The sequence below is a fragment of the Arthrobacter sp. NPDC058288 genome (assembly GCF_042880995.1).
Taxonomy (GTDB): Bacteria; Actinomycetota; Actinomycetes; order Actinomycetales; family Micrococcaceae; genus Arthrobacter.
In genome coordinates this window covers 177110-202720 of the sequence record NZ_JBHVYH010000005.1, presented here as the reverse complement: position 1 = coordinate 202720, position 25611 = coordinate 177110, and the positions used below count along the sequence as shown (strand labels likewise).

General features: G+C 65.6%; 25 protein-coding genes. 12 read left to right on the top strand and 13 right to left on the bottom strand.

The genetic code is table 11. The features are described 5' to 3' along the window. The first annotated feature begins 69 nt into the window (after positions 1-69). The 4 genes from ACFVWT_RS14975 (at position 70) to ACFVWT_RS14960 (ending at position 4430) form a co-directional block, all read left to right on the top strand. On the top strand, positions 70-1041 hold the full coding sequence (locus ACFVWT_RS14975; RefSeq protein WP_390249079.1) for an aldose 1-epimerase family protein: 972 nt from the start codon (positions 70-72) through the stop codon (positions 1039-1041). Positions 1042-1161: 120 nt separating this feature from the next. After that, positions 1162-2538 carry an AI-2E family transporter gene (locus ACFVWT_RS14970; protein WP_390249076.1) on the top strand — a complete coding sequence of 459 codons (1377 nt, stop codon included), beginning with the start codon at positions 1162-1164 and terminating at the stop codon, positions 2536-2538. 3 nt (positions 2539-2541) lie between these two features. Continuing rightward, entirely contained in the window at positions 2542-3780 is a 1239-nt protein-coding gene (gene ilvA, locus ACFVWT_RS14965; protein ID WP_043479377.1) for a threonine ammonia-lyase, read from the top strand. A gap of 5 nt (positions 3781-3785) precedes the next feature. Next, positions 3786-4430 (top strand): rhomboid family intramembrane serine protease, encoded by a 645-nt coding sequence (locus ACFVWT_RS14960; RefSeq protein ID WP_390249073.1) that lies wholly within the window; start codon positions 3786-3788, stop codon positions 4428-4430. 89 nt (positions 4431-4519) lie between these two features. Here ACFVWT_RS14960 and greA read toward each other — a convergent pair whose 3' ends face one another. Both greA and ACFVWT_RS14950 read right to left on the bottom strand, forming a co-directional pair. Next, positions 4520-5014, bottom strand: a complete 495-nt coding sequence (gene greA / locus ACFVWT_RS14955; protein ID WP_011691028.1) for a transcription elongation factor GreA — start codon at positions 5012-5014, stop codon at positions 4520-4522. Positions 5015-5216: 202 nt separating this feature from the next. Then, on the bottom strand, positions 5217-5675 hold the full coding sequence (locus tag ACFVWT_RS14950) for a DUF4307 domain-containing protein (protein WP_390249071.1): 459 nt from the start codon (positions 5673-5675) through the stop codon (positions 5217-5219). Positions 5676-5770: 95 nt separating this feature from the next. On the opposite strand from ACFVWT_RS14950, the gene mca reads away from it, so the two are divergent. The 3 genes from mca to ACFVWT_RS14935 all read left to right on the top strand — a co-directional run bounded on the left by mca (position 5771) and on the right by ACFVWT_RS14935 (position 9380). Beyond that, complete coding sequence (gene mca, locus ACFVWT_RS14945) at positions 5771-6676, top strand: mycothiol conjugate amidase Mca (protein ID WP_390249068.1); 906 nt, start codon at positions 5771-5773, stop codon at positions 6674-6676. 66 nt (positions 6677-6742) lie between these two features. Then, positions 6743-7150: a hypothetical protein gene (locus ACFVWT_RS14940; protein ID WP_390249065.1), complete on the top strand. Its 408-nt coding sequence runs from the start codon at positions 6743-6745 to the stop codon at positions 7148-7150. Continuing rightward, the gene (locus ACFVWT_RS14935; RefSeq protein WP_390249062.1) at positions 7128-9380 is read left to right on the top strand and encodes a thioredoxin domain-containing protein; all 2253 of its coding nucleotides are present in this window, start codon (positions 7128-7130) and stop codon (positions 9378-9380) included. The genes ACFVWT_RS14940 and ACFVWT_RS14935 overlap by 23 nt, the downstream gene beginning before the upstream one ends. A 171-nt stretch (positions 9381-9551) precedes the next feature. Here the strand turns inward: ACFVWT_RS14935 and ACFVWT_RS14930 are convergent, their stop codons facing one another. Continuing rightward, a complete protein-coding gene (locus ACFVWT_RS14930; protein ID WP_390249059.1) occupies positions 9552-10223 on the bottom strand; it encodes a hemolysin III family protein in 672 nt (223 codons plus the stop codon). 212 nt (positions 10224-10435) lie between these two features. On the opposite strand from ACFVWT_RS14930, the gene ACFVWT_RS14925 reads away from it, so the two are divergent. After that, positions 10436-11197 (top strand): isoprenyl transferase, encoded by a 762-nt coding sequence (locus ACFVWT_RS14925; protein WP_390249270.1) that lies wholly within the window; start codon positions 10436-10438, stop codon positions 11195-11197. Between the two features lie 270 nt (positions 11198-11467). Further along, positions 11468-12910, top strand: a complete 1443-nt coding sequence (locus tag ACFVWT_RS14920; RefSeq protein WP_390249056.1) for a PhoH family protein — start codon at positions 11468-11470, stop codon at positions 12908-12910. Between the two features lie 10 nt (positions 12911-12920). Here the strand turns inward: ACFVWT_RS14920 and ACFVWT_RS14915 are convergent, their stop codons facing one another. Then, complete coding sequence (locus tag ACFVWT_RS14915; protein WP_390249053.1) at positions 12921-13616, bottom strand: GNAT family N-acetyltransferase; 696 nt, start codon at positions 13614-13616, stop codon at positions 12921-12923. A 36-nt stretch (positions 13617-13652) separates the two neighbouring features. After that, positions 13653-14486: a hypothetical protein gene (locus ACFVWT_RS14910; RefSeq protein ID WP_390249050.1), complete on the bottom strand. Its 834-nt coding sequence runs from the start codon at positions 14484-14486 to the stop codon at positions 13653-13655. Between the two features lie 58 nt (positions 14487-14544). Here ACFVWT_RS14910 and ACFVWT_RS14905 point away from each other — a divergent pair, with 58 nt between their 5' ends. Together ACFVWT_RS14905 and ACFVWT_RS14900 are read left to right on the top strand one after the other, a co-directional pair. Beyond that, on the top strand, positions 14545-15105 hold the full coding sequence (locus tag ACFVWT_RS14905; RefSeq protein WP_390249048.1) for a prepilin peptidase: 561 nt from the start codon (positions 14545-14547) through the stop codon (positions 15103-15105). Positions 15106-15142: 37 nt separating this feature from the next. After that, positions 15143-15613 (top strand): NUDIX domain-containing protein, encoded by a 471-nt coding sequence (locus ACFVWT_RS14900; RefSeq protein ID WP_390249046.1) that lies wholly within the window; start codon positions 15143-15145, stop codon positions 15611-15613. Positions 15614-15660: 47 nt separating this feature from the next. Here ACFVWT_RS14900 and ACFVWT_RS14895 read toward each other — a convergent pair whose 3' ends face one another. The 5 genes from ACFVWT_RS14895 to ACFVWT_RS14875 all read right to left on the bottom strand — a co-directional run bounded on the left by ACFVWT_RS14895 (position 15661) and on the right by ACFVWT_RS14875 (position 20970). Next, entirely contained in the window at positions 15661-17277 is a 1617-nt protein-coding gene (locus tag ACFVWT_RS14895) for an MDR family MFS transporter (RefSeq protein WP_390249043.1), read from the bottom strand. Beyond that, positions 17274-17939: a TetR family transcriptional regulator gene (locus ACFVWT_RS14890; RefSeq protein WP_390249041.1), complete on the bottom strand. Its 666-nt coding sequence runs from the start codon at positions 17937-17939 to the stop codon at positions 17274-17276. The genes ACFVWT_RS14895 and ACFVWT_RS14890 overlap by 4 nt, the downstream gene beginning before the upstream one ends. A 192-nt stretch (positions 17940-18131) precedes the next feature. Then, entirely contained in the window at positions 18132-19553 is a 1422-nt protein-coding gene (locus ACFVWT_RS14885; RefSeq protein WP_011691042.1) for a class II fumarate hydratase, read from the bottom strand. Between the two features lie 85 nt (positions 19554-19638). Beyond that, positions 19639-20253 (bottom strand): carbonic anhydrase, encoded by a 615-nt coding sequence (locus ACFVWT_RS14880; RefSeq protein ID WP_390249039.1) that lies wholly within the window; start codon positions 20251-20253, stop codon positions 19639-19641. A gap of 9 nt (positions 20254-20262) precedes the next feature. Further along, positions 20263-20970 carry a DUF4245 domain-containing protein gene (locus ACFVWT_RS14875; RefSeq protein WP_390249037.1) on the bottom strand — a complete coding sequence of 236 codons (708 nt, stop codon included), beginning with the start codon at positions 20968-20970 and terminating at the stop codon, positions 20263-20265. Positions 20971-21164: 194 nt separating this feature from the next. On the opposite strand from ACFVWT_RS14875, the gene glpX reads away from it, so the two are divergent. Beyond that, entirely contained in the window at positions 21165-22187 is a 1023-nt protein-coding gene (glpX, locus tag ACFVWT_RS14870; RefSeq protein WP_175417425.1) for a class II fructose-bisphosphatase, read from the top strand. 45 nt (positions 22188-22232) lie between these two features. On the opposite strand, the gene ACFVWT_RS14865 is transcribed toward glpX, so the two are convergent. From ACFVWT_RS14865 to manA, 3 genes are all read right to left on the bottom strand, one after another. After that, on the bottom strand, positions 22233-23201 hold the full coding sequence (locus ACFVWT_RS14865; RefSeq protein WP_390249034.1) for a hypothetical protein: 969 nt from the start codon (positions 23199-23201) through the stop codon (positions 22233-22235). Positions 23202-23400: 199 nt separating this feature from the next. Continuing rightward, positions 23401-24348, bottom strand: coding sequence for a lipid II:glycine glycyltransferase FemX (locus ACFVWT_RS14860; RefSeq protein ID WP_390249032.1), 948 nt, complete (start codon positions 24346-24348; stop codon positions 23401-23403). A gap of 4 nt (positions 24349-24352) precedes the next feature. Next, a complete protein-coding gene (gene manA / locus ACFVWT_RS14855) occupies positions 24353-25603 on the bottom strand; it encodes a mannose-6-phosphate isomerase, class I (protein ID WP_390249029.1) in 1251 nt (416 codons plus the stop codon). Between the last annotated feature and the right edge of the window lie 8 nt (positions 25604-25611).

The following is a 25611-nucleotide window of genomic DNA, read 5'->3' as shown; positions in this document are numbered from 1 at the left end:
GTTAACAAATCTCCGTCGTCCCGTTCGGGCAGGGGTGTGGGAGCTCACCGACGAGGTACCGTTGTGCCCATGAATCCGAGCGCTCGTCACTCCCGCCACAGCGACACCGCCGACTCAGGCGCCAGCGAGGGGGTCCCGCGCCGCTACGCCACCGGGCGGCAGTACGAGCTCCGCCGCGGTGACGCGCTTGCCGTGGTCACCGAGCTGGCCGCGGGCCTCCGGCTCTACTCCCGGGGAGGCATCCAGCTGACGGAGACGTACGGAGACGGGGACATCCCTCCGGGCGCTACCGGAATCACACTGGCACCCTGGGCCAACCGGGTGGAAGACGGCGTCTGGTACCTGAACGGCAAAAAGCAGCAGCTGGACATCACCGAGGTTTCGCGCAACAACGCCAGCCACGGCCTGTTGCGGAATGCCGCCTACGAGCTCGTGGACGAGGCAGAGTTCTCGGTCACCCTGGAGGCGCCGGTCTTCCCCCAGCACGGCTACCCCTTCCTTGTGCGGCACCGCGTCCAGTACTTCCTGGCGGAAGACCTGGGGCTCGTAGTCCGCCAGACGCTGCTCAACGATTCCCAGGAACCCGCCCCCTTCGTCCTCGGAGCCCACCCCTACCTCCGTTTGGGCGACGTGTCCGCCTCAGACCTGGTCCTCACGGTCGGCGCCAACAGCCGGCTCGTGGCGGATGAGCGGCTCATTCCCCGCAGTTCGGGGCAGGTCGGCGGCGGCACGGATCTGCGAGGCGGACGGACGGTGTCCGAACTGGATATCGACGTCGCCTATACGGACCTGACGTTCGACGACGGCGTGGCCCGCCAAACGCTGAAGGCCTCGGACGGCCGCAGCGTAAGCCTCTGGCAGGACGAAAGCTGCAGTTACGTCCACGTCTTCGTGACCGATCAGTACCCCGGCAGGGCCAAAGCCGTGGCCATTGAACCCATGACCGGCCCGGCAAATGCGTTCAACAGCGGCGACGGCCTGCGCTGGCTGCCGGCAGGGGAGTCGTTCAGCATGACCTGGGGCATCAGCGCCTCCCTGTAGCCGACTGCGTTCCGGTCCCGCGCCAGCGCAGGATTTCCCCGCGCCAGCGAAGCAGTGCCAATGGCTGCCGGGGCGTCGTGGCGGTTTCCCATCCGGGCCCTGCTGGGGAAGTATTAGGCTATGACGCCAGCTGAGGACGCCGCACCGCACCAGAAACCGGATGCCAACATTGGCGCGGCCATGCCCGCAGCCCAGGACAGCACCGCGCCGGCTGCACGCCCGGCGACTGCGGCCCCGCTGAGGGTGGTGACCGACCGCGAACTGGACCAGGACATTCCGTACGGCGTACGGATTGCCGCGTCGTGGGCCTGGCGGCTCGGGCTGATTCTGCTGGTCGTTGCCGCCCTGATCTGGCTGTTGAGCAAAATCAGCTTCCTGATCATCCCCGTGATGGTGGCGGCATTGCTGGCCGGGCTGCTGAGTCCCGTGACCCGCTGGCTCCGGGCTCGCCGCGTCCCCAACGGGGGCGCCGTTGCCATCACCGTGCTGGGCTTCCTCGGACTCATCGGCGGGTCCCTGGCCTTGGTGGGGCGGCAGCTTGTGGCCGGATTCAGCGAACTGTGGAGCGAGGCACTGACCGGGATCCAACAGATCCAGGGCTGGCTGGCGGACGGCCCGCTCCACCTGACAGCGGCGCAGATGGACCAGTATCTGCAGGAAGCAAGTGCTGCCCTGCAAAACAACAGCAGCAGCATCCTGAGCGGCGCCCTGTCCTTCGGCAGCACCGCCGGCCATTTTGCCGCAGGCCTCATCCTCGCGTTGTTCGTCCTGATCTTCTTCCTGCTGGAAGGCGACCGGATCTGGGCTTTCCTGGTCCGGCTGCTGCCACGGAAGGCCCGCGCCGCCACTTTCGGAGCAGGCCGCAAAGGCTGGGCGTCCATGGTCAGCTACGCCCGCATCCAGATGTTCGTGGCATTCGTGGATGCCGTGGGTATCGGCGTTGGCGCCGCCATCATCGGCGTCCCGCTGGCGCTCCCGCTGGGCGTGCTGGTCTTCATAGGTTCCTTCATCCCCATTGTGGGCGCCCTGGTCACCGGTGCCGTGGCGGTGCTCCTGGCCCTTGTGGCCAACGGCTGGGTCAACGCACTGATCATGCTGGGGATCGTGCTGCTGGTCCAGCAGCTGGAAAGCCACATCCTGCAGCCGCTGGTGATGGGCAAAGCGGTGGCCCTGCACCCGGTGGCCGTCATCTTGTCCGTGGCAGCCGGTTCCTACCTCGCCGGCATCCCCGGCGCACTGTTCTCGGTGCCCATCCTCGCCGTAGCAAACTCGGCGATTCGATATATTGCTGCCAGAACGTGGGAACATGAAAGAGTGCTGGTGGCGGATGGCCCGGGTGTAACCGGGGACTCCGGATCCAGCCAGGACAACACCTTCAAGGATGTCTACCTTCCCGGTTCAAACCCGGGCCGCGGCAAGGGTGCCGCACAGCCAACGGGAAATCCCGCCGGACATACCGGCCCGGACGCCCCAGCCGAATTCCCCAAAGGAGACTAGTTCGTGAAAACCCTCAATAGCCTGCCCGTCACGCTGGACAATGTCCTTGAGGCGCAGAAGCTGCTTGAGGGGATTATTACGCGGACCCCGGTGGAATCGTCCCGGGCCTTGGGCAGCATGGTGGGCGGAGAGGTCTTCTTCAAGTGCGAAAACCTCCAGCGGGCAGGTTCCTTCAAGGTGCGCGGCGCGTACGTCCGAATGGCGAAGCTTTCCGCTGAAGAGAAGAAGCGCGGCGTGGTGGCGGCGTCCGCCGGAAACCACGCCCAAGGTGTGGCGGTTGCAGCCAAGAGCCTCGGGATCAAGGCGCGCATCTACATGCCGCTGGGCGTGGCACTGCCCAAGCTTGCTGCCACCCGCAGTCACGGCGCCGAAGTGGTCCTTCACGGGCACAACGTGGACGAAGCACTCGCCGAAGCCCAGCGCTATGCCGACGAGACCGGCGCCGTCTTTGTCCACCCGTTCGACAACGTGGACGTTGTTGCCGGGCAGGGCACGGTGGGACTGGAAATCCTGGAACAGATCCCCAACGTGGACACCATCCTGATGGGAGTCGGCGGCGGGGGGTTGCTGGCCGGCGTGGCGGTGGCGGTGAAGGCCAGGGCACGGGAGTTGGGACGGGAGATCCGGATCATCGGCGTCCAGGCCGAAAATGCCGCGGCCTACCCGCCGTCGCTCGCCGCAGACGCCTTGGTGCCGTTGAAAAAGGTGTCCACGATGGCCGATGGCATTGCGGTGGGCCGTCCGGGGCAGCTGCCGTTCAGCATCATCCGTGAACTTGTGGACGACGTAGTCACTGTCAGCGAGGATTCCCTGGCCCGGGCGCTGATCTTCCTGCTGGAACGCGCCAAGATGGTGGTGGAACCGGCCGGCGCCGTGGGCGTCGCCGCCCTGATGGACGGCAAGATCGAAAATCCCGGCACCACGGCCGTGATCCTCTCCGGCGGCAACATTGACCCGATGTTGATGCTCAAGGTGATCCAGCGCGGCCTCTCGGCTGCCGGCCGCTACATGACGGTCCGCATGATGCTGGATGACCGGCCCGGTTCGCTGGCCACGATCGCCCGGATCATCGCGGAGAACGATGCCAACGTCACCGGCCTGGACCACACCCGTGTGGGCGGTTCCATCAGCATGGGAGACGTGTCCATTACCGTCAACCTGGAGACCAAGGGGCACGAGCACTGCGAGCAGGTCCTGGGTGCGCTCCGTGCCGAGGGCTTCCAGCCGATCGTGGTCCACTAGGGGCCATGGTGCGGGACGCGACGGGGGGCCGGCCGAAAGTGAGGCACACCGCTGCCGCACGCGCCCAGGGCGGACTGCTGATCACAGGGTTGTTCGTGGTCCTCCTGTTTGCCATCGAGTTCGTCAATGCTGCAACGTTCCATGCCTTGAACCGGACGTTCGGGCTGCGTCCGCGCAGCGCAGACGGACTGCTGGACATCCTCACGTTCCCGTTGTTCCACGCCAACCTTGGCCACGTGGTCTCCAACGCGTTACCGCTGATCATCTTCGGCTTCCTCGTTTTTATGTCCGGGCTCCGGGTCTTCGTGACCGCAGTGGCCTTCAGCTGGTTCGGTTCGGGCATAGTGGTGTGGCTGATCGGCGGCTGGGGGATCACGGTGGGCGCTTCGGGCCTGGTGTTTGGCCTCTTTGCCTTCCTGCTGGTCCGGGGGTTCTTCAACGGCAACTGGTGGCAGATAGCGCTGTCAGTGCTCCTGTTCCTCAGCTACGGTGGAATATTGTTCGGCGTCCTTCCGGGCGTTGCAGGGTTCGTTTCCTGGCAGGCCCACCTGGGCGGAGCACTGGGCGGCGTCGCCGCCGCCATGCTGCTGAGGCCCCGGCGGATTCCGCAGGAACGTCAGATAGCGGAAGACCCGGCCACCAGGAAATAGGCCTTTAACGCGCGACGCCGGCCGTTCCCGCGAAAGGGGAGGGCCGGCGTCGTGCGTTGAGGCTTTGCAGTGGTCCCGGAGCTGCGCTCCTAGCCTGCGTACGGCTTGGCGGACAGGATTTCCACCGTGATGTCCTTGCCGTTCGGGGCGGTGTAGCTGAGCTTGTCGCCCTCTTTGTGGCCCACAATCGCAGAGCCAAGCGGAGACTTTTCGCTGAAGACGTCCAAGTCCGAATCGCCGGCGATCTCGCGGGATCCGAGCAGGAAGGTCTCCTCGTCGCCGGCGATCCTGGCGACGACGATCATTCCGGGCTCCACGATCCCGTCGTCAGCCGGGGACTCGCCCACGTGGGCGTCGCGGAGCAAAACGGTGAGCTGGCGGATGCGGGCCTCGATCTTGCCCTGCTCCTCCTTGGCGGCGTGGTAACCGCCGTTTTCCTTGAGGTCGCCTTCCTGGCGGGCAGCTTCGATTTTCTGGACGATTTCCGCCCGGCCGGCGCCGGAGAGGTGGTCCAGCTCTGCCTTCAGGCGGTCAAAAGCTTCCTGGGTAAGCCAAGCTGCAGTTGCGCTGTTGGTGGTAGACACGGACTTCTCCTTTTTCGTGGTCAAACAAGTTTGTGGTCAAACAAGTAAAACCCCGCCACGGTGGCCACTCATGGAACTCAGCAACCAGCTCAGCGGGGTAGAAGGTATTGATCCATTGTAGTCAATGCGCTGGACAAACCAAAGAAGGCTTGCGGCGTGGGTCACAGGCCGCAGCCCAAACAGCCGGCCAGAGTATGGTCTGCTATTTGTTCCCGTCAGGAATCCAGCAGCTGTCCACCACGCCGGAAACTGACAATGACTCCGTGCGCACCACCGCGCGGTGCACAGTGGTGCGTCCGCCGTCAGCGGTGGCGTCGGCCGGGTTGGGACCGATATCAACCACCTTCCAGCCGACCACCGCGAACTTGGCATCCAAGGCCTTGACCGCGCACTTGGCGCCGGTTCCGGGCTCCTTGGTGACCTGGAAATCGATCTCCGCCTGGGTGGCGTCCGTGGTGCTGTAGCCGATGTCCTTGAAAGACACCGTTTCAGTGTTCAGGGAGGTGGAGATCCACGCCATGAAGCCGATCCCGGCAACCAGTGCACCGATTCCGATGTTGCGCTTGGCCTTGCCGGAGAGGGCACGCTTTTGGCCCCCGTAACGATTGGCTAGGGTGGTAGTTGCCGGTGCCGAAGTAACCGGTTGATCCTCGGAAGTCACCGTTCCAGTTTAGTGTGGATCCGAACGGGATAATTCCGCGTCCCTGCCGCCGGGAGCCCGCAACCCCATAATTCGAAGAAAGTGAGCCGTTTCAGATGACAGCGTCTGCAAGCCAGTCAAAACCGCTCCGCCTGCTGGCAGTCCACGCTCACCCTGACGACGAGTCGAGCAAGGGGGCAGCCACCATGGCCATGTACGCAGCGGCCGGAGTTGACGTCATGGTGGCCACGTGCACTGACGGATCGCGGGGCGACATCCAGAACCCCGCCATGGAGAACGAGCCCCACCCCAAGCGCGACATGGCCGGCGCTCGGCGCCTCGAAATGGACAACGCCGCCCGCGTGCTGGGAATTCGCCAGCGCTGGCTGGGCTTCGTGGACTCGGGATTGCCTGAAGGCGACCCGCTGCCGCCGCTGCCGCCGGGTTCCTTCGCCCTCCAACCGCTGGAGGTGGCCGCGGCTCCGCTGGTCCGGCTGGTGCGCAATTTCAGGCCGCACGTGATCCTGAGCTACGACGAAAACGGCGGCTATCCGCATCCGGACCACATCATGGCGCACCGCGTGGCCGTCGAGGCCTTCGAAGCCGCCGGCGATCCGGAACGGTACCAGGGCGCCGGCGAACCCTGGGCGCCCGGCAAGCTGTACTACGACCGCGCCTTCAGTCCTGACCGGTTCCGCGCCCTGCACTTTGCGCTTGAAGAGGCCGGCCTGCAGTCGCCCTACGCTGAACGGCTGGCAGCCTGGCTTGAGGCTGATGCCGAAGGCCACACGCCTCCGCCACCCACCCACCCCACCACCACCCAGATTGAGTGCGGGGACTATTTCGAAGCCAGGGACGATGCCCTCCGCGCCCACCGCACCCAGGTCGATCCGCTGGGGTTCTTCTTCGCGGTGTCTCCGGATATGCAGCGCCGCGCCTGGCCCTGGGAGGACTACAGCCTGATCCAGTCGCGGGTGCCGGTGGAGTTGCCGGAAAACGATCTCTTTGCCGGGCTAAGATAGAGCCAGGCTCATTTCTATGTCCTGTAGAAGTCAGGGCCCTCAAGACGCTCCATAGAAGGTTTAACCGTGCATCACTTGCTCATTGCCCTCGCGACGACCCCGGCACCCAGCCCTACGCCGTCCCTGCGCCCGGGCCTCTCCGAAGACCAGGTGACTCCGGGCATGTGGGGCTTCATCATGACCGCTTTCTTCGTGCTCGCCACCACGCTGCTGATCGTCGATATGGTGCGGCGCATCCGCAGGGTCCGGTACCGGGCCCAGGTGGAGGAAGAGCGACTGGCCGCGCTTGCTGCCGGGAACGAAGATATGCCTGGAACTGGCACGCCGGAGGTTCCCGGGACCGGGGCCCCGGTCGCGCAGGCTCCGGACGCGGAGGATTCCGGCAGGCACGAGCCGGGCACCCGCGGCGGCCGCCAGGGCGGCGCCGGTCTCCGGACGGAACACAACGGTGATGAAGGCCGCGGACAGCGCTAGCGGCCGGGACGGCAGCGGCGGCTCCGGCGAAGTGCGGCCCGGTGCAGCCAACGCGCTGGCCGGCGAACCGTCGGCGTATCTGAGGCAGCACGCGGACAATCCGGTGCACTGGCGGCCTTTCGGCGATGAAGCGTTCGGCTTCGCCGCACAGCGCGACGTTCCGGTGTTCCTGTCCATCGGCTACGCCGCCTGCCACTGGTGCCACGTGATGGCACACGAATCGTTCGAAGACCAGGACACCGCGGACTTCCTGAATGCCAACTTCGTGGCCATCAAGGTGGACAGGGAAGAGCGTCCGGACGTTGACGCCGTCTACATGGCCGCAACGCAGGCGATCAGCGGCGAGGGCGGCTGGCCGATGTCGGTCTTCCTGATGCCGGACGGCCGCGCGTTCCATTCCGGAACCTACTTCCCGCCCCGGCCCATGCCCGGCCGGCCCTCCTTCCGCCAGGTTCTCGAGGCCGTCCGCGAAGCCTGGCTGGAACGGCGCGAGGGCGTGGAACAGAACGCCGAGACCCTGGCCCGCGGTATGGCGGAAACACAGCTTGCCGCCGCGGTGCAACTGACCGGCTTGCCGGACCCGGTGGACGCCGGGCTGCTCTCCGAGGCGGTCCGCGTCCTGGCCCGCTCCGAAGACCCGCACGACGGCGGATTCGGCACCGCGCCGAAATTCCCGCCGTCGCCCGTGCTGGAATTCCTGATCCGGCACGCCGCAGTTGCTTCGGACACCGCTAATCCCGCCAGGGACATGGCCGCCCGCACGCTGGCAGCGATGGCCCGGTCCGCCCTGTTCGACCAGCTGGACGGCGGATTTGCCCGGTACTCCGTGACGCGAGACTGGTCCGTGCCGCACTTCGAAAAGATGCTTTACGACAACGCCCAGCTACTGCGCGCCTATGTCCACTGGGTCCGGCTCGGCGGGGATGCCGTGTACCCCGCCGGGGAAGCCGCGGATGTCGCGTCCCGCACGGCGGACTGGATGGTTGCATCGCTGGGCCTGACCGGACACGCGGCGGGGCCGGAGGCGGGCCTGGACGGGGGGCCGGAGGCAGGGCAGGTTGAGGCGTTCGCCTCGTCGCTGGATGCGGACACTGTGGTGGACGGGAAGCACCTCGAGGGCGCCAGCTACCTGTGGACTCCCGACGAGTTGCTGGACGTCCTGGGACCTGACGACGGAGCTGCGGTGGCGCGGCTGATGAATGTCCGTGGCGCGGGCACCGTGACCTCGTCGGCTTCCCCTTTGCATCCGGGGCGCCGGGCTGACGACGCCGAACAGCTTCTGTGGGACCGGGTGCGGCCGCATCTGCTGGCTGCCCGTTCGGCGCGTCCCCAGCCCGCCAGGGATGACAAGGTGGTGGCCGGCTGGAACGGGCTGGCTGTCGCCGCGCTCGCTGAAGCAGGGGCTGTCCTGGACCGGCCCGGACTGGTGGCTGCTGCGGCGCGAACGGCCGCCTACCTTGAGCGGGTCCACTGGCAGCCTCCGCACGCCGGGGGCCAGGGCACGGAACCCGGCACTTTGGTGCGGGTGTCGCATGCCGGCCGCGCCAGGGGAATCGGCGGCCTCCTCGAAGACTATGCCTTCTGCGTGGACGGGCTCCTGACGCTATACGGAGTGACAGGGAGTGAGCGGTGGTACCGGCTCGCCGAAGACATCCTGCGCGCCGCCTGTCTTCGGTTCGCGGCGGACGGAACCCTCGTGGACACCGCCGGTGAATCGTCGCAGGTGTTCAATGCCCAGGGGCAGCGGGCGGGCCTGGAACCCTTCGACAACGCCACGCCGAGCGGCGCGGCCGCATTCGCCGGGGCCCTGCTGAGCTATGCCGCGCTCTCCGGTTCCACCGACCACCGGCTCATGGCCGGCAACATTCTTGCGCTGCTGCCGCCACTGGCAACCCGGGCGCCCCGGGCGGCAGGCTGGCTCCTGGCCACAGCGCAAGCTGCGCTGGCCGGCCCCGTGGAGGCCGCCGTCGTCGGACCTGCCGGTCCGGCGCGGGCGGAACTCCACCACGCCCTGATGATGTCCGCCAGTCCGGGCCTGGTGGTAGCGGTTGCGTCCGACGCCGGGGTCCCGCTGCCCGACGCAAGCTCACATGCTGTGCCGCTTCTGGCGGGCAGGACGGCGGCGCCCGACGGTTCGCCGCAGGTTTACCTCTGCCGGGGGATGGTGTGCGAACGTCCGGTGGCCTCGGTGGCTGAGCTGCTGGAGCGCCTGGATGGGATGGCCGGATGACGTCTCGGGCAGTGGAGGATAGCGTGTGCGGAGTCCAGGCGGCCCGCGCGGCAGGAATGCACGTCTTCGCCTTCGGCGGGTGAGTGACGCCGGCTGCGAAGCTGGCGGCCCCGGGAACCACGGTGTTCCGGCACATGGGGAACCCCCGGACCTCATCGCCGCGGGAAGGCCCTAAGCCGGCCGGCCGAGGACCGCGATGGCGATGGCGATGAAGTGCGCGGCGAAAGCGAACACAGTGAAAGCGTGGAAGAGCTCATGGAAGCCGAAGTGCTCGTAGCTGAAGTTCGGCTTCTTGAGCGCGTAGAACACCGCGCCGGCGATGTAAAGTGCGCCGCCCACGCAGATCAGGACGGCGGAGGCAATGCTGGCCGCGAAAAAGTCCGGCAGGTAGAACAGTGCGCCGCAGCCCAGGGCAATGTAGATGGGCACGTAGAGCCATCGCGGCGCATGCGTCCAGAGCAGCCGGAACAGCACGCCCAGAATGGCGCCGGACCAGATGACCCACAGCAGCACCACTGCCTTGGGCTGTTCCAGCAACGCCCACGCCAAGGGTGTGTAGCTGCCGGCGATCACCAGCATGATATTGGTGTGATCGAGGCGCTTCAGGACGATCTTGACGCCGGGGGACCAGTTGCCGCGGTGGTACACGGCGCTGATGCCGAACAGCAGCACTCCCGTCACGGCGTAGACGGTGGAAGCTATCTTCAGGTCGGTGGTGGGGGCCAACAGGACTAGTACCAGCCCCGCGGCGAAAGCAAGCGGTGCGGTGATGGTGTGGATCCACCCCCGCCACTTGGGCTTGATCGTCAGCAGCTCTGCGATGCGGACTGCAGCATCGTCCATTGGGCCTGATTTCCGGCCGCGGCCCGCTCCCGCGCCCGGGTGGGGAGATTTGCTTTCCATGGCTCAAGAATAAACTACGTTCCAGTAAGTTACTGATGAGTAATAACTCTTGCAGTGATTTGTTGGGGCCTGATGCACCGAGCCCCCTTTGCGGACGGGTAGCCTAGGAATGCACTGCCGTCATACATCAAGGAAGTCAGGTGAGTCTCCGGATGGAGTTGCCCGGGATCCTCTATGGCTTCTATGAACGCAAGCTCCTGCGCTCGCTGGACAAGGATCGCATCCCCAAACACATCGGCGTCATGGTGGACGGGAACCGCCGCTGGGCCAAGCAGTTCAACGCACCCACCAGCCAGGGACACCAGGCCGGTGCCGACAAGATCCATGAGTTCCTCGGCTGGTGCCAGGAACTCGGGATCAAAGTAGTCACGCTGTACATGCTCTCCACCGACAACATGAGCCGCTCCGGTGAAGAGCTGGATCTGCTGATGGGGATCATTGCCAACACGCTTGACCGACTGGACGAGGACGCCGACATCTCCGTCCACGCCATGGGGGCGCCGGAGCTGCTTCCCGACTACCTTGCGGAGCGTCTCAACAAGCTCACGGCTCGGACGCCGGCACACGAAAAACTTCACGTCAACGTCGCCGTGGGCTACGGAGGACGCCGCGAAATCGTGGACGCCGTCAGGGAACTGCTCCATGATGCCGTGGCCCGGGGCAAAGACATCGGCGAGCTCGCGGATGAACTTAGCGTCGACGACATCTCACGCTTCCTCTATACCCGGGGCCAGCCGGACCCGGACCTGGTGATCCGCACCTCCGGCGAGCAGCGGCTGTCCGGCTTCCTGATGTGGCAGAGCGCTTACAGCGAGTTCTACTTCTGCGAGGCGCTCTGGCCTGCCTTCCGCAAAGTGGACTTCCTGCGGGCATTGCGCGACTACGCCGGCCGGCAGCGGCGCTTCGGCTCCTGACGCCCGCCGCGGTGTCCGGTAGACACACCCCTCCCGGCCGGTTCACGCGGAGTTCACGTGTTCGCAACAAGAATCGCCGGGAAATAGTTTGGGAAACAAAGCCGCGGGGAATTACGTTGATCTCATTAGCAGGCACACTGCCGGCTAATCGGGGAGGCCAGTACATGGAGCGGATTTTCGCACCGGATGTATGGGAGGCCGGAACCGGCCTCGTGGCCGATCCGCCTCACCTATAGATATCCGGGCGTGCGCCCCGGGGCTGGAGTCGATGTGGCTATTTCTGAACAACTGCCCGACGTCATTTCCGACCAGGGAGAGAAAGCTACCTCTCGCGCCAAGCGAGCAACCTCACAGACCGGTGCAGCCAATCATGACGCTGCGGCCGGTCTTGCTGTATCCGGCGAAAGTGCCGCGACAGATGACACCCTGTGGAGCTTTGTCATCGACACCTCGGTATTGCTCTCGGACCCCCGCGCCTTGCTGCGGTTCGCAGAGCATGAAGTCATTGTGCCGATCGTGGTCATCACGGAACTAGAGGGCAAGAGGCACGACCCCGAACTGGGATACTTTGCCCGCAAGGCGCTCCGGCTCCTGGACGACCTTCGCGTCCAGCACGGCGGACTCGACCGCCCGATCCCTCTGGGTGATGACGGGGGCACCCTCATGGTGGAGATGAACCACATCTCCACCGAGGTCCTCCCCCTGGGATTCCGCGGCGGGGACAACGACAGCCGCATCCTCGCCGTCGCTAAGAACCTCGCCAACGAGGGCCGCAACGTCACTGTGGTCTCCAAGGACCTGCCGATGCGCGTCAAGGCCTCAGCCATGGGGCTGCTGGCAGACGAGTACCGCAACGAACTGGTGAAGGACTCCGGCTGGACCGGGATGGCGGAGGTCGAAGCCAGCGAGGAGGACGTGGCCACGCTCTACGGCCACGAACCCGTCTTTATCCCCGCAGCCGCCGAGATGCCCGTCAACACCGGACTCGTACTGCTCTCAAACCGGGGTTCCGCCTTAGGCCGGGTCGGCGCGGACAAGCAGGTCCGGCTGGTCAAGGGGGACCGCGACGTCTTTGGACTGCACGGGCGCTCTGCGGAACAGCGGCTGGCCATCGACATGCTGATGGATCCCTCCGTGGGCATCGTGTCGATCGGCGGCCGTGCCGGCACCGGAAAGTCGGCGCTGGCTCTGTGCGCGGGCCTCGAAGCCGTGCTGGAACGCCGCGAACACCGTAAGGTGATCGTTTTCCGACCGCTCTACGCGGTGGGCGGCCAGGAGCTCGGCTACCTGCCCGGTTCCGAGTCGGAGAAGATGAACCCTTGGGCACAGGCCGTCTTTGACACCCTCGGGGCCCTGGTCAGCCAGGAAGTCGTCGAGGAAGTCATGGATCGCGGCATGCTGGAAGTCATGCCGCTGACCCACATCCGCGGCCGCTCGCTCCATGACGCGTTCGTGATCGTCGATGAAGCGCAGTCCCTGGAGAAAAACGTCCTCCTCACGGTGATGAGCCGAATTGGCCAGAACTCGAAGATCGTCCTGACCCACGACGTCGCCCAGCGCGACAACCTGCGGGTCGGCCGGCACGACGGCGTGGCTGCCGTCGTCGAAACCCTCAAGGGACACCCGCTCTTCGGGCACATCACCCTCACCCGGTCCGAGCGCTCGCCGATCGCGGCCCTCGTCACGGAACTGCTTGAAGGGGCGGAAATCTAGGCGGGCTGCTCTAGCGTGGGCCGCGGCCGGGTTCCCCCGGCCGCGGCCCTTCGCCGTCGTCCGGAATTCCCAGAAACTTGGCCGTGGCTTCGTGGCCCTCCACCTTCAGCGACCAGTCGGGGCGTTTGAAAGCGGCCGGGGTGACGCGGACCTTCTGGACCTCCTGCACCTTGCCGCCCCAGGATGCCCGGCTGACGCCGTTCAGCTCGTAGCCGAGGGAACGGGAGACGCCCAGGGACTTCTCGTTCCACACCGCGGCCTCAGACTCGGCCACTTCCGCTTTCAGGTGGTCGAAGGCGTAGCTGACGACGGCTGCCCGCATCTCCTTGCCGAAGCCCAGGCCCTGCGCGGACTTCCTGAGCCAGGAGCCGGTGGAGACCGTCCGGAGCGTCGCGAAATCCTTGGCCTCGATGTCCTGGCAGCCGATGAATCCGCCGTCATGCCAGATGCCCAGCAGGAGGGTCCACTCCTGCGGAGACATGTTCCCACGGCATCGCCAGTACCACTGCGCCATGTTGGGGCCCAGCTCCTCTGCCGGGGACTCTGCCCAAGGCCGGCTGAAAGGGCTTTGGCCGGGTTCGTGGACGCCGCTCAAGGCCGCCTGCACCGCCGCCGGGATCTCTTCGTCACGGATGGGACGGAGGGTGAGGCGGGGCGTGGTCAGTGTGAGGGCGAACGGGGGCCAGAAGGTGGCAGGCTCAGTCATCAGCGAAGCCTAACCGGAGCACCGGCCCGCTGCCAGTCACGCGCCCCGGGAGATGTCCCAGGTGATATGGCGGCGGACGTCGGTCAAGTTCATGGATTCGGTCAGGAACAGGTCATCGAGCATGTACTCGTCAACTGCCAGGATCCGGAGCCAATGGCCGGAGCCCATCGATTCACTCTCCAGCGAGCGGCTGGAGACGCAGACTCCAGTGCCGACGTCGATCCTTACCAGGTTCCGTCCCGGTCCGCACAGCGGCGCCAAGGGGTCCGAGGGGTGGTAGGCGGCGCTGGGGATCACGACGGCTTCCAGCGCAGGGCGGCCCTGATGGTCAACCACGGTGATGGGGCCGAGCTCCACGGCGTTGGTGTTCGGGAATTCGATGGGAACGGGTGCGCTGCCTGCCAGCTCCACCGGATCCAGCGCTGCGGCAAAGCGGCCGTTTCCGAAGCACGGTTCGCCGTAGGCGGCCTCCGGGCGGCGCCGGACCAGCCCGCCGTCGTCATACACGGGGGTGACCAGCTGCGGCGGCAGGAGCCACGACTTCCGGGTGGAGCTGACGTAGAAGCCGTCTTTGGAGTCATTGATGCCCGTGGTGCTGTGCAGCACCACTCCTGCCGCGGATTCCAGCCGGAGGGCGCCGGGCCGTCGCAGCCAGGCCTGCACCGTGTTGTTCGGGTCCGGGTTTTCGGCATCCGTGCCTGTGGAGGCCCGGTACGGATGATCCGCCGATGGCCGGTCCACATACTCGAAACGGAGGCTCTGCCATTTCCAGGGCGAGGACCGGCACAGGTTCCGGAACGCCATGGCCGTGTCTGCCGGCTTGCTCTGCTGACCGGCTTCCCCCTGGCGCCTCGCGTCCCATGTCGACATATCCACAGTTTACGCGCGGGCTCCGCGGCGGGTGGGGAAAATCCAGTAGCATCCGAGAGTGATCCAACGACTGGGCGAACTTTGGGAATCCACCCCGCTGGCCTTCTGGCTGGTGCTGGCGGCCTGCGCCTACTTCGGCGTGATGGCCGTGCGGCTCACTGTCATCGACGTCAGGCACCACCTGCTGCCGAACAGGATTGTCTTCCCGTCCTACGCCGTGGGCGGCGTGCTCCTGCTGGCAGCGGTTCTCGCCGTCCTCGCTGCCGGTGCAGACGCCTCTGCAGTGCCCGACGGCGCCGCCCGGCTTTTCGGGCTCCCGGGCGGACGCATCCTTGCCGGGGGAGCCCTGCTGTGGCTGTTCTACTTCATCCTGCGCATGGTTTATCCGCCCGGGATGGGTTTCGGCGACGTAAAACTTGCCGGTGTGCTGGGCCTGTACCTCGGCTACCTCGGCTGGGGACACGTGTTCGCCGGAACCTTCGCCGCCTTCCTCCTGGGCGGGCTCTGGAGCCTGGGCCTGCTGGCGGCCCGCCGCGGCACCCTCAAATCGGACATCCCCTTCGGCCCGTTTATGCTGGCAGGCACGGCCGCAGCCATGCTCCTTCTGCCTGCGGGCTGAGCGGCTGCGCAAGCGTTGCTGCCGCTAGGCTGAAGGTATGCCAGCACCTGAATTCGTCCTCAAGCTTCGCGAAAAAATCGGCCATGATCCGTTGTGGATTCCCGCGGTTCGCGGGGTGGTTTTCAACGACGACGGCCACGTCCTGCTGGGCCAGCGCTCCGACAACGGCAGATGGGCGCTGATCTCCGGGATGCTCGAGCCGGGCGAGCATCCGGCCCCGGGACTCGTGCGGGAAATTTTCGAGGAGACAGCGGTCGTGGCGGAAACGGAACGCATGGTCTCAGTCGGCGTGGTGGGTCCGGTGACATTTCCCAACGGCGATGTGTGCGACTTCCTGGATATTGTGTTTCGCTGCCGCCATGTGTCCGGTGAAGCACGCGTGAATGACGACGAGTCCCTCGCCGTCGGCTGGTTTCCGTTGGAGGGACTTCCGGACATCAGGCCCGGCGACCGCGAGTGCATCCGGCGGGCGCTGCTGGCCGAGGACACCGTCCACTACGAACCCTGAGGGACTCCCTGATCAGGGAGTCCCTCCTGCGGAGCGACTAGGAGCGACTACACCGAGGCGGACTGGCGCCCGGCCTCCAGGCGCTCCGCCTCTTCGCCGCCCACGGCCTCGCCCCGGGCCACCATTCCTGCGGTGTCGGAAAGCGGGATCTGCTTCAGCGTCAGCGCGAGGATCAGTGCGATGCCCAGGAACGGCAGCAGGTACCAGAAGACGGGCGCCAGCGAATCGGCGTAGGCGTTCACAATGGCGTCGCGGAGCTGTTCCGGGAGCTGGCTGAGGGCCTGCGGGTCCAGGGTCCGGGTGGACTGCGCGGCCTGGTCGGCTGAGGCGCCTGCCCCGGTGAAGGCATTGGCGAGGGCCTCTGCCAGCCGTGAGGTGAAGATGGAGCCGAAAACGGCCACACCCAGGGAAGCGCCCACTTCGCGGAAGTAGTTGTTCGTGCTGGTGGCAGTACCGATCTGTTCCGCGGGCACGGAGTTCTGCACTACAAGGACAATGACCTGCATGATCGAGCCCAGGCCGGCGCCGAACACGAACAGCTGCACACAGATGACCCAGATGGGGGTGTCGGCCGTCAGGGTGGTCAGCCAGAGCATGGCGGCCATGGTGAGGGCGGCGCCCATGATGGGGAACATCTTGTACTTGCCGGTCTTGGAGATCCGGATGCCGGAATAGATGGCCATGCCCATCAGGCCCACCATCATCGGAAGCATCAGCAGCCCGGATTCGGCGGCGGAGGTGCCGGAGGACATCTGCAGGAATGTGGGAACGAATGCGATGGCGGCGAACATGCCCAGGCCCAGGGTGAAGCCGATGGCTGTGGAGTTCACGAAGATCCGGTTCTTGAACAGTCCCAGCGGAATGATGGGGTCCTCGGCACGGCGTTCCACCATGACAAACGCGGCGGCGGCCACAATGAGGCCCGCGCCAAACGCCCAGGTCAACGGCGAATCCCAGCCTTCGTCCTTCTTGCCGCCGAAATCGGTGAAGAAAATCAGGCAGGTGGTGGCTGCGGAGAGCAGCAGGACGCCGAGGATGTCGATCCGCTTCTCGGCCTTCTTGTTTGGCAGGGTCAGGGTGAACCAGGCGATGGTGAAGGCGGCGATGCCGATCGGGATGTTGATGTAGAAGGCCCATTCCCAAGTGAGGTGGTCCACGAAGTAGCCGCCCAGGAGCGGGCCGGCGACGGCGGAGAGGCCGAAAATCGCCCCGAGCGGTCCCATGTACTTGCCGCGGTCCTTGGCCGGGACGATGTCGGCAATGATGGCCTGCGAGAGGATCATCAGGCCGCCGCCGCCCAGGCCCTGGATGGCCCGGAAGACCACGAAGCCCCAGAAATCGGTGGCGAACGCGCAGCCCACCGAAGCGAGGGTGAAGAGTGCGATGGCCACGAGGAACAGGTTGCGGCGGCCCAGGACATCGCCGAACTTGCCGTAGATGGGCATGACGATGGTGGTGGCCAGCAGGTAGGCGGTGGTGATCCAGGCCTGGTGTTCCACGCCGCCGAGCTTTCCCACGATGGTGGGCATGGCGGTGGAGACGATGGTCTGGTCCATGCTGGAGAGCAGCATGCCGGCGATGAGTGCGGAAAAGATGATCCAGATTCGTTTCTGGGTCAGCAGCAGCGGCTCAACTGCTGGCTTGGGAGTGACGGCGGTGCTCATGGGCGTCCTTCTGCGGGTGCGGGTTCTTGAAATTCCTGGGAAAAAAGCCGGCGGGCGGCCGAGATATTCTCCAGCAGCAGCTCCCGGTAGGGGCGGGTATTGCCCTCGGAGAAATAGGCCAAGCTGCTCCTGCGGGCGATGTTGCCCAGCAGGACAACGGCCATCTGGACCACAGGGTGGTCCGGTGCAACGCCTTCGCGGAGGGCGACGTCTTTGGCGAACTCTGCCTCTCGCTGCTCGGTGGCCCCGATGATCCGCAGGATTAGCTGGGGCTCCTTCTTGATGACGCCGATCAGCTGGCGGGTGTCCTCCTCGGAAGCTGCCATGTTCTCGGACAGCTTCAAGGAAAGGGTGACCAAGTCCTGAAGGAGCGTGGGGGAGATGATGCCTGGCGGCGATGACTGGCCGCCGGCGATGAACTCGTCGATCACTTCGTGGGGAAGTTCGTCGTCCGCGTGGCCGATGATCGCGTCCTCTTTGGCCGGGAAGTAGTTGAAAAACGTCCGTCGCGAAATACCCGCTTCGCTGCAGACCTCATCGACCGTGTATCCGTTCAGGCCGCGTTCGGCGGTCAGCTTCCGGGCGATGGCGGTGATCGCTGCCCGGGTGGCGGCACGCTTGCGCTCACGGAGTCCACCGTCGGTATTTGCACTATTTTCCACAAAGTAAAGTTTTGCACTAAGTCAAAACTAGTGCAACTTTTGACTGCCCTTGGAGTTTTTGTCCAGATAAAGGGACTTCCGGCGCACTCAAGCCCCCTTATCTGGACAAAAACTCACGGAAGGCAGAAACGAACGACGGCGGCCGCCCGCCTTCGCTGGGAAGGTGGGCGGCCGCCGTCGTACTTCGGGAAACTACGCCTTGTGCGGCGGGCGCGTCATCGACATAACGTCGAGGGCGGTGTCCAGCTGCTCTTCGGTCAGCTCGCCGCGCTCCAGGAAGCCCATGGCGACGACGGTCTCGCGGATGGTGAGGCCCTCGGCGACAGCCTTCTTGGCGATCTTGGCGGCGTTCTCGTAGCCGATGAACTTGTTCAGCGGGGTGACGATCGAGGGGGAGGCCTCGGCGAGGAAGCGGGCGCGCTCCACGTTGGCGGTGATGCCGTCGATCATCTTGTCCGCCATGACGCGGCTGGTGTTGGCCAGCAGACGCACGGATTCGAGGAGGTTCGCAGCCATGACCGGGATGCCCACATTCAATTCGAAGGCGCCGTTGGTGCCGGACCAGGCGATGGCGGTGTCGTTGCCGATCACCTGGGCGCAGACCATGATGGACGCCTCGCAGATGACGGGGTTGACCTTGCCCGGCATGATCGAGGAACCGGGCTGCAGGTCGGGGATGGCGATTTCGCCGAGGCCGGTGTTGGGGCCGGAGCCCATCCAGCGGAGGTCGTTGTTGATCTTCATGAAGGAGATCGCGATGTTGCGCAGCTGGCTGGAGGCTTCGATCAGGCCGTCGCGGTTGGCTTGGGCTTCGAAGTGGTCGCGGGCCTCGGTCAGGGGCAGGCCGGTGTCGGTGGCGAGCAGTTCGATGACGCGCTCCGGGAAGCCGGCAGGGGTGTTGATGCCGGTTCCCACCGCGGTTCCGCCGAGGGGAACTTCAGCCACGCGGGGGAGCGAGGCGTTGATGCGCTCGATGCCGTAGCGGACCTGTGCGGCGTACCCGCCGAACTCCTGGCCCAGGGTCACCGGGGTGGCATCCATGAGGTGCGTGCGGCCCGACTTCACAACGTCCTTGAACTCGACGGACTTGCGGTCCAGTGAGTCGGCCAGGTAGCCCAGGGCCGGGATGAGGTCGTTGATCAGCGCCGACGTGGCGGCCACGTGGACGGACGTGGGGAAGACGTCGTTGGAGGACTGCGAAGCGTTAACGTGGTCGTTCGGGTGGACAACCTTGTCGCTGCCGGCGGCCTTGAGGGCACGGGAGGCGAGCTCCGCGATGACCTCGTTGGTGTTCATGTTGGAGGACGTGCCGGAACCGGTCTGGAAGACGTCGATCGGGAAGTCGCCGTCGTACTTCCCGGCAGCAACCTCATCAGCGGCATCCGCGATCGCCTTGGCCAGCTCGCCGTCGAGCACTCCAAGTTCTGCGTTGGCCTGGGCGGCAGCCTTCTTCACCCTGGCGAGGGCCTCGATGTGCGCGCGTTCCAGGGTTTTGCCGGAAATGGGGAAGTTTTCAACTGCACGCTGCGTCTGGGCACGGTACAGGGCGTTCACGGGGACGCGGACTTCGCCCATCGTGTCATGTTCAATGCGGAATTCTTCAGTGGAAGTCATGGGGCTAGCTTAGGGCGATTGGCGGCCTTGGCTGAAACCGTGAAGCGCTTGCGTCGGGCTCCGGCCACCGCGCGCTGGCGGGGATCTAAAGTTCGCCGATACCCGAAACGAGGTCCGCGCGGCCCTCTTTGAGGCTGTAGGAGAGGCCGATCACGGCTGCGCGTCCGGTTTCGATGGCGTTGGAAATCACACGTGAGCTGTCCACGAGCCGCTGCGAGGTCTGCTTTACATGCTCCACCACCATGTCGTTGACTTCGGTTTCGTTGTTGCGCAGGGAAGTCAGCACGGACGGCGTGATGCGCTCGACGAGATCGCGGATGAATCCCACCGGCATCTGCCCCGTTTCCACTGCGTCCTTGGTGGCGCTGACCGCGCCGCAACTGTCATGGCCGAGGACAACGATCAGCGGCACGCTCAGGACGCCGATGCTGTACTCCAGTGAGCCCAGTACGGCGTCGTCGATGACCTGCCCGGCGGTGCGGACAACAAACGCGTCGCCCAGTCCGAGGTCGAAAATGATTTCAGCCGCGAGGCGCGAGTCCGAGCAGCCGAAGATCACTGCGAACGGGTGCTGGTTTTCCACGAGCGAGGACCGGCGTGACGCGTCCTGGTTGGGGTGCGAGGATTCTCCGGCGACAAAGCGCTCGTTTCCTTCGCGCAGTCGCCGCCATGCCAGTGCTGGAGTCAAGTAAGTAGCCACGGGGCTACTTTACGGCGAAGGGGTAGCTGAGGGTGAAACCGTTGCGGCCGGATTACTTTCCAGGGACTTCACCACTGCGTCCGCCAGCACGGCGAACTCGTCAAGTTGAGCCGTGCCCGTCAGCACAACAGTGGTGCCCTTGTGGCTGAGGACCATGCTCTTCTCGCCCTTACCCGCGTCGCGGAGTTCCCAGTCGAGGCCGCCGGCGTTGCGGCTCCCGGTGACCGGGGCATTCTTGGTCTGCTGGAGCAGCCACGTCGGATTCGCCCGGGCGGTCTGGACCAACCCGATGAATGACTCCTTCGGCGTGAGGTATCCGACCTCCCACGTTGGCACGCCGCTGCCGGTGCCGGACTCCCAGCGGGCGTAATTCGGACTGAATGTGTCGCCTGCCTCGGGGGCCACGGGTGTGAATCCTGCCACACCGGCGGCGTTTCGGGCTACGGCGCTCACATCGACGTTCGGCCGGTAACCCTCTGACTTGGGCGAGGGGTTCATCAAGACGATGGGAAGAAACGCAGCGACACTGACGAGCAGCGCGATGACCATTCCGATGACCGAGGCGTTGGCCCTTTTCGCCGCAGCAGCGCGGATAACGGGCTTGATCACTGGAGCATCAGGGGCGGCCTCGGAGCCCGCGGGGGAGCCTGTGCCGGCCGTCTGGCTGTGGGGGGTGGACTTGTCCTGCGTTTCGCTCACGCTTCTATAGTCGCGCATGTGAATGCCGTTCTCACATTCCTGCTGTTCAGCCGGTGAGGAATCGGTGTGTTTCACGGGGTGGTCATCCCATGACCTGCGGATGCTGCCGCGACTATGATCAGTAGCAGAGGAATCACCGTGACGGACTCAAACCGGCCGTACGGGTTCAATGATCGCCACTCGAAGAAGAGGTTCACGTGTCACCAGCGCCTATGACCCAGCAGTACTCCACGATTTCGCCGTCCCTTGCCGTAGGCATTGACGAACCGGACCGTAACCTTGCCCTTGAACTTGTCCGCGTCACCGAAGCCGCGGCCATTGCCGGCGGCCACTGGGTTGGCTTCGGCGACAAGAACAAGGCTGACGGCGCCGCAGTAGACGCCATGCGCTCCTTCCTTCAGACCGTCCACTTCAACGGTGTTGTGGTTATCGGTGAAGGCGAGAAGGACGAAGCTCCGATGCTCTTCAACGGCGAGCACGTCGGTGACGGCACCGGCCCCGAGTGCGATGTCGCCGTCGACCCCATTGACGGAACCCGCCTGACCGCACTGGGCATCAACAACGCCCTCGCTGTCCTCGCTGTCGCAGAACGCGGCTCCATGTTCGACCCCTCCGCCGTCTTCTACATGGAGAAGCTCGTGACGGGCCCGGAAGCTGCGGACATGGTTGACCTGCGCCTGCCGGTCAAGCAGAACCTGCACTTAATCGCCAAGGCGAAGGGCGTGAAGGTCAACCAGTTGAACGTCATGATCCTTGACCGGGACCGCCACCGTCCCCTCGTGGAGGAAATCCGCGAGGCCGGTGCCCGGACCAAGTTCATCATGGACGGCGACGTCGCGGGAGCCATCGCTGCGGCCCGCTCCGGCACGGGTGTTGACGCGCTCATGGGCATCGGAGGCACGCCGGAAGGCATCGTCGCCGCATGCGCCATCAAGTCCCTCGGCGGCGTCATCCAGGGCCGCCTCTGGCCCACCAGCGATGACGAGAAGCAAAAGGCCATCGACGCCGGGCACGACCTCGAGCGGGTGCTTTCCACCAACGACCTGGTTTCCAGCGACAACTGCTACTTCGCGGCCACGGGCATCACCGACGGTGACCTGCTCAAGGGTGTGCGCTACTCCAAGGACAAGGTCCTGACCCAGTCGATCGTCATGCGGTCCAAGTCCGGCACCATCCGCTTCGTGGACGGCGAGCACCAGGCCAGCAAGTGGGAAGGCTACGCCCGCAAGAGCTAGTCACCCCGCTTTACTCAGCGCGAACGGACACTTGAGGCCCCTTAGTCATGGCGACAAAGGACCCCAAGTGCCCGTTCGCGCTGTTCGTTGGGGCTGGTCACGGAACCTCATCACGGCCCTGACCTTTTCGATCACGAACGGGCTGTCTCCTTCGAGGTCCTCTTTGAAGACGCGGACTTCCCGCCATCCGAGCCGTTCGGTCACGGCAAGACGACGGCTGTCACTGCGAATCTGCAGCTGGTCGGCATGGTGGGCTCCGTCGTACTGCAAAGCGATCCGTTCCTTGGGATACGCAGCGTCAGGCCACACGGCGGCCTGACCCCATTCATCGACGATGACGTAATTGATGTCGGGTTCGCCCAGGCGCGAACGCGACAGAATAAGCCGCATAGCAGTCTCCTGAGGCGAATCCGCGCCCACCCGGATTTCCGGCAGTGCCAGGCGTGCGGTCTTCATGCCCCGCATGCCCGGATGGGCGCCAACCATTCGACGTAGCTCCTCGAGCGTGCACAGGGCCTCCCTGGGCCGCGGGAACTCATCGCCGTGGGCCACAACGATCGAATCGCCCGCTGCGATCAGTTCGTCGACGGACAGTAGAGCGGCAAGGTCAAGCCACGTCCTTGCCGGCGAGGTAACCCGAACGCCGTCGTGCACCACAACTTCGCCGTTCTTGAAGGTCAGGCGATGGCCCACCACGTTCTGGCGGCGGGGCTTGCTGCCCTCACGGTCCCTGGCCACATGGATCCGCCAGTCCTCCTGCATCCAGGGGGGAAGGCCAAACCCCCAGATTCGCGCGCCCGACTGATGCGTCAGGACCGATTTATCGTCCAGGTCCGTATACGCCCGGAGGCTTGCTGCCGCGCCGCCGGGCCCGTGCAGGGGTAGGCGGATACCGCGGGAGGGGATGACGACGTCGGATTGCCGCTGCCGCTTCCGCGTCACCCCTAGTGCGCTGGCCGTCGTTGAGGTAAAGGATCCTGCGAGCAGTTCCTTGGGCAGGGACGTTCTGGACATGCTCCAGTTTGCAACGCCGGGGGCCGGGCAAAGCCGTTATCCACAGGACGGTTTTGCCTTCGGTGCGCGAACGGACACTTGGGGCCCGAAGCAGCCCGCTTGGAGGGCCGTAAGTGCCCGTTCGGGCTCAGGCGGAGGGCCGCACGTGCCCGTTCGCGCCGGGTGGGGGCGCACAAGGCGCGGGGCAGGGGGAACCGAGTCAGTTGCGGAGGGCGCGGAGCTTTTCGCGGGCTTTCCGGGCGAGTTGGTAGGCGCCGTAGCGGACCTTTTTCACGGGCAGGTCCCAGGTGCCCGGATACGCGACTTCGCGCCCGCCGAACGACTTCTTGAACGCCGTGAACCCGGCCCACTTATGGTTCGGCTGGTCATCCGGGGCCACGCCCCACAGGTCTACGTGCTTCAGGCCCTTCTCCTTGGCATCCGCCATGAGCGTCACCAGCAACGGTATTCCCGCGCTCAGCTTGCGGTGCGAGTCGTCAAGGGCCGCGTGGGCGTAGGTGCGGGTGTCGGCGGAGTCGTAGGCCAGCGCCGCGGCAATGGGGCCGCCATGGCGTTCGGCGATGAACAAGGTGGCCGCACCCACAGGCATGAGGGACCGCGCCACCTGGCTGAGGTACTCATCGCTTTGCGGCTTGAACCCGCTCCTCCTGGCTGTCATGTGCAGGAAATTCAACAGCACGCGGATGTCGTCGGGATCCTGCGACGTCCGGAAGGTCACGTCCTTCTTGTGGATGTTCCGGTACAGGTTCCGGTTCACCGGCTTCATGGCGGCGAGGACGTCCTTGAAATCCCGGTCCAGGTCCACGATCCAGCTCAGCTCCGGCTGCTGGTTGACCGGGGCGCGCAGCAGCCCACGGCTTCCCAGCACGGATTCCGACTCAGCGTTGTTGAATCCGGCGCTGACCGGCTCTATCCGGACAAACGCGGCGCCGCAGCGGCGGGCCAGCGCCACGAGGGCAGCCAAAGCGGCGTCGAACGCTTCCAGGGACTCTGCCACGGGACCGTACGGGGCATAGAGGACCTTGCCCGCCGGATTCTTCTCTTCGACGGCGAGGAAGCTCCACCCCGGTCCGGACTGTTCGTGCACTGTGCGGCCAAGTGACCGCTGGAAGTCGGCCCACTGCGGCGTCTGCAGGAAATACTCCATCGGATCAGGCCTCCAGCGCAGTGGTCACGGCAAAGGCAACGGCGGTCCCGGAGGAGCCCGCCGCCGGATGCACGTTCACCGGGGCTTCAGCGGCCGGGAGGAAGGCACTCGCCCCGCGGTCCAGGTGGAGGTCGCCCTTGGGGGAGTCCAGCAGCACGGCGCCGGAGACTACGATGATCACTGCCGCACCGGACTGCGCCAGCGGGACGGGACCGCCGTCGGGCTCCAGCTCGATCCGCTGCAGCTGGAATTCACGGAACGGCGGCCGGTAGAGTTCCTGGCCCAGCCCGGATATCTCTGCCGGCAGCATCGGCACCCCCACCGACTCGAATTCGACGGTGGCCAGCAGCTCGGGTACGTCCACGAACTTGGGCGTCAGCCCGCCCCGGAGCACGTTGTCCGATGACGCCATGACCTCGATGCCCAGCCCGTGCAGGTAGGCGTGGACGTTTCCTGCCGGCAGGTAGACGGCCTCCCCGGGTGACAGCGAGATCCTGTTCAGCAGCAAGGAGATGAGCACTCCGGGGTCGCCGGGATAATGGCCGTGCAGGCTGACCACGGTGGAGAGTTCGGTCTGGTAGGGGGACATGGGCAGTCCGGCTTTGAGCGCTGCCACCAGCTCCCGCACAGCATGCGACACGGCATGGCCTCCGCCGATGAGCCGGGTGAAGGCAGCTTTCAGTGCGTCGTGCTCCACCGGCGCGGACAGGTCCGCCACGACGTCGAGGAACACGTGCGGGACTTCCAGGGACATCCCGTGCATCGACGCCGCCAAGTGCTCGAAGAGGGCGCGCGTTGACGCAGCCGGGCGGAAGCCGCAGAGCGCCTCGAACGGCGTCAGGGCGAAGATCATCTCCGGCTTGTGGTTGTCGTCCTTGTAGTTTCGCTCCGCAGCGGAACGGTCGACGCCGGCAGCCTCCTCGCGGGCGAAACCCGCCCGCGCCTGCTCCAGCGTCGGATGGACCTGAAGGGACAGCGGGCTCTCCGCGGCGAGGACCTTGAGGAGAAAGGGCAGCCGGGGCCCGAACTCGGCCACACTGGCACTTCCCAGGTGGTGGCCGGGATCGGAACTGATCAGCGCATCCAAAGCCAGCGGACCGCCGTCGGCCGCGGGTGCCACGGACGGCGAGTCCGGGTGGGCTCCGACCCACAGCTCCGCTTCCGGCCCACCGGAGGCCTGCCTGCCGAGCAGGGCGGCAATGGCAGTGGTGGAGCCCCAGGCGTAGGGCCGGAGGACGTTCTCAATTTCGTACACAGCCAGGT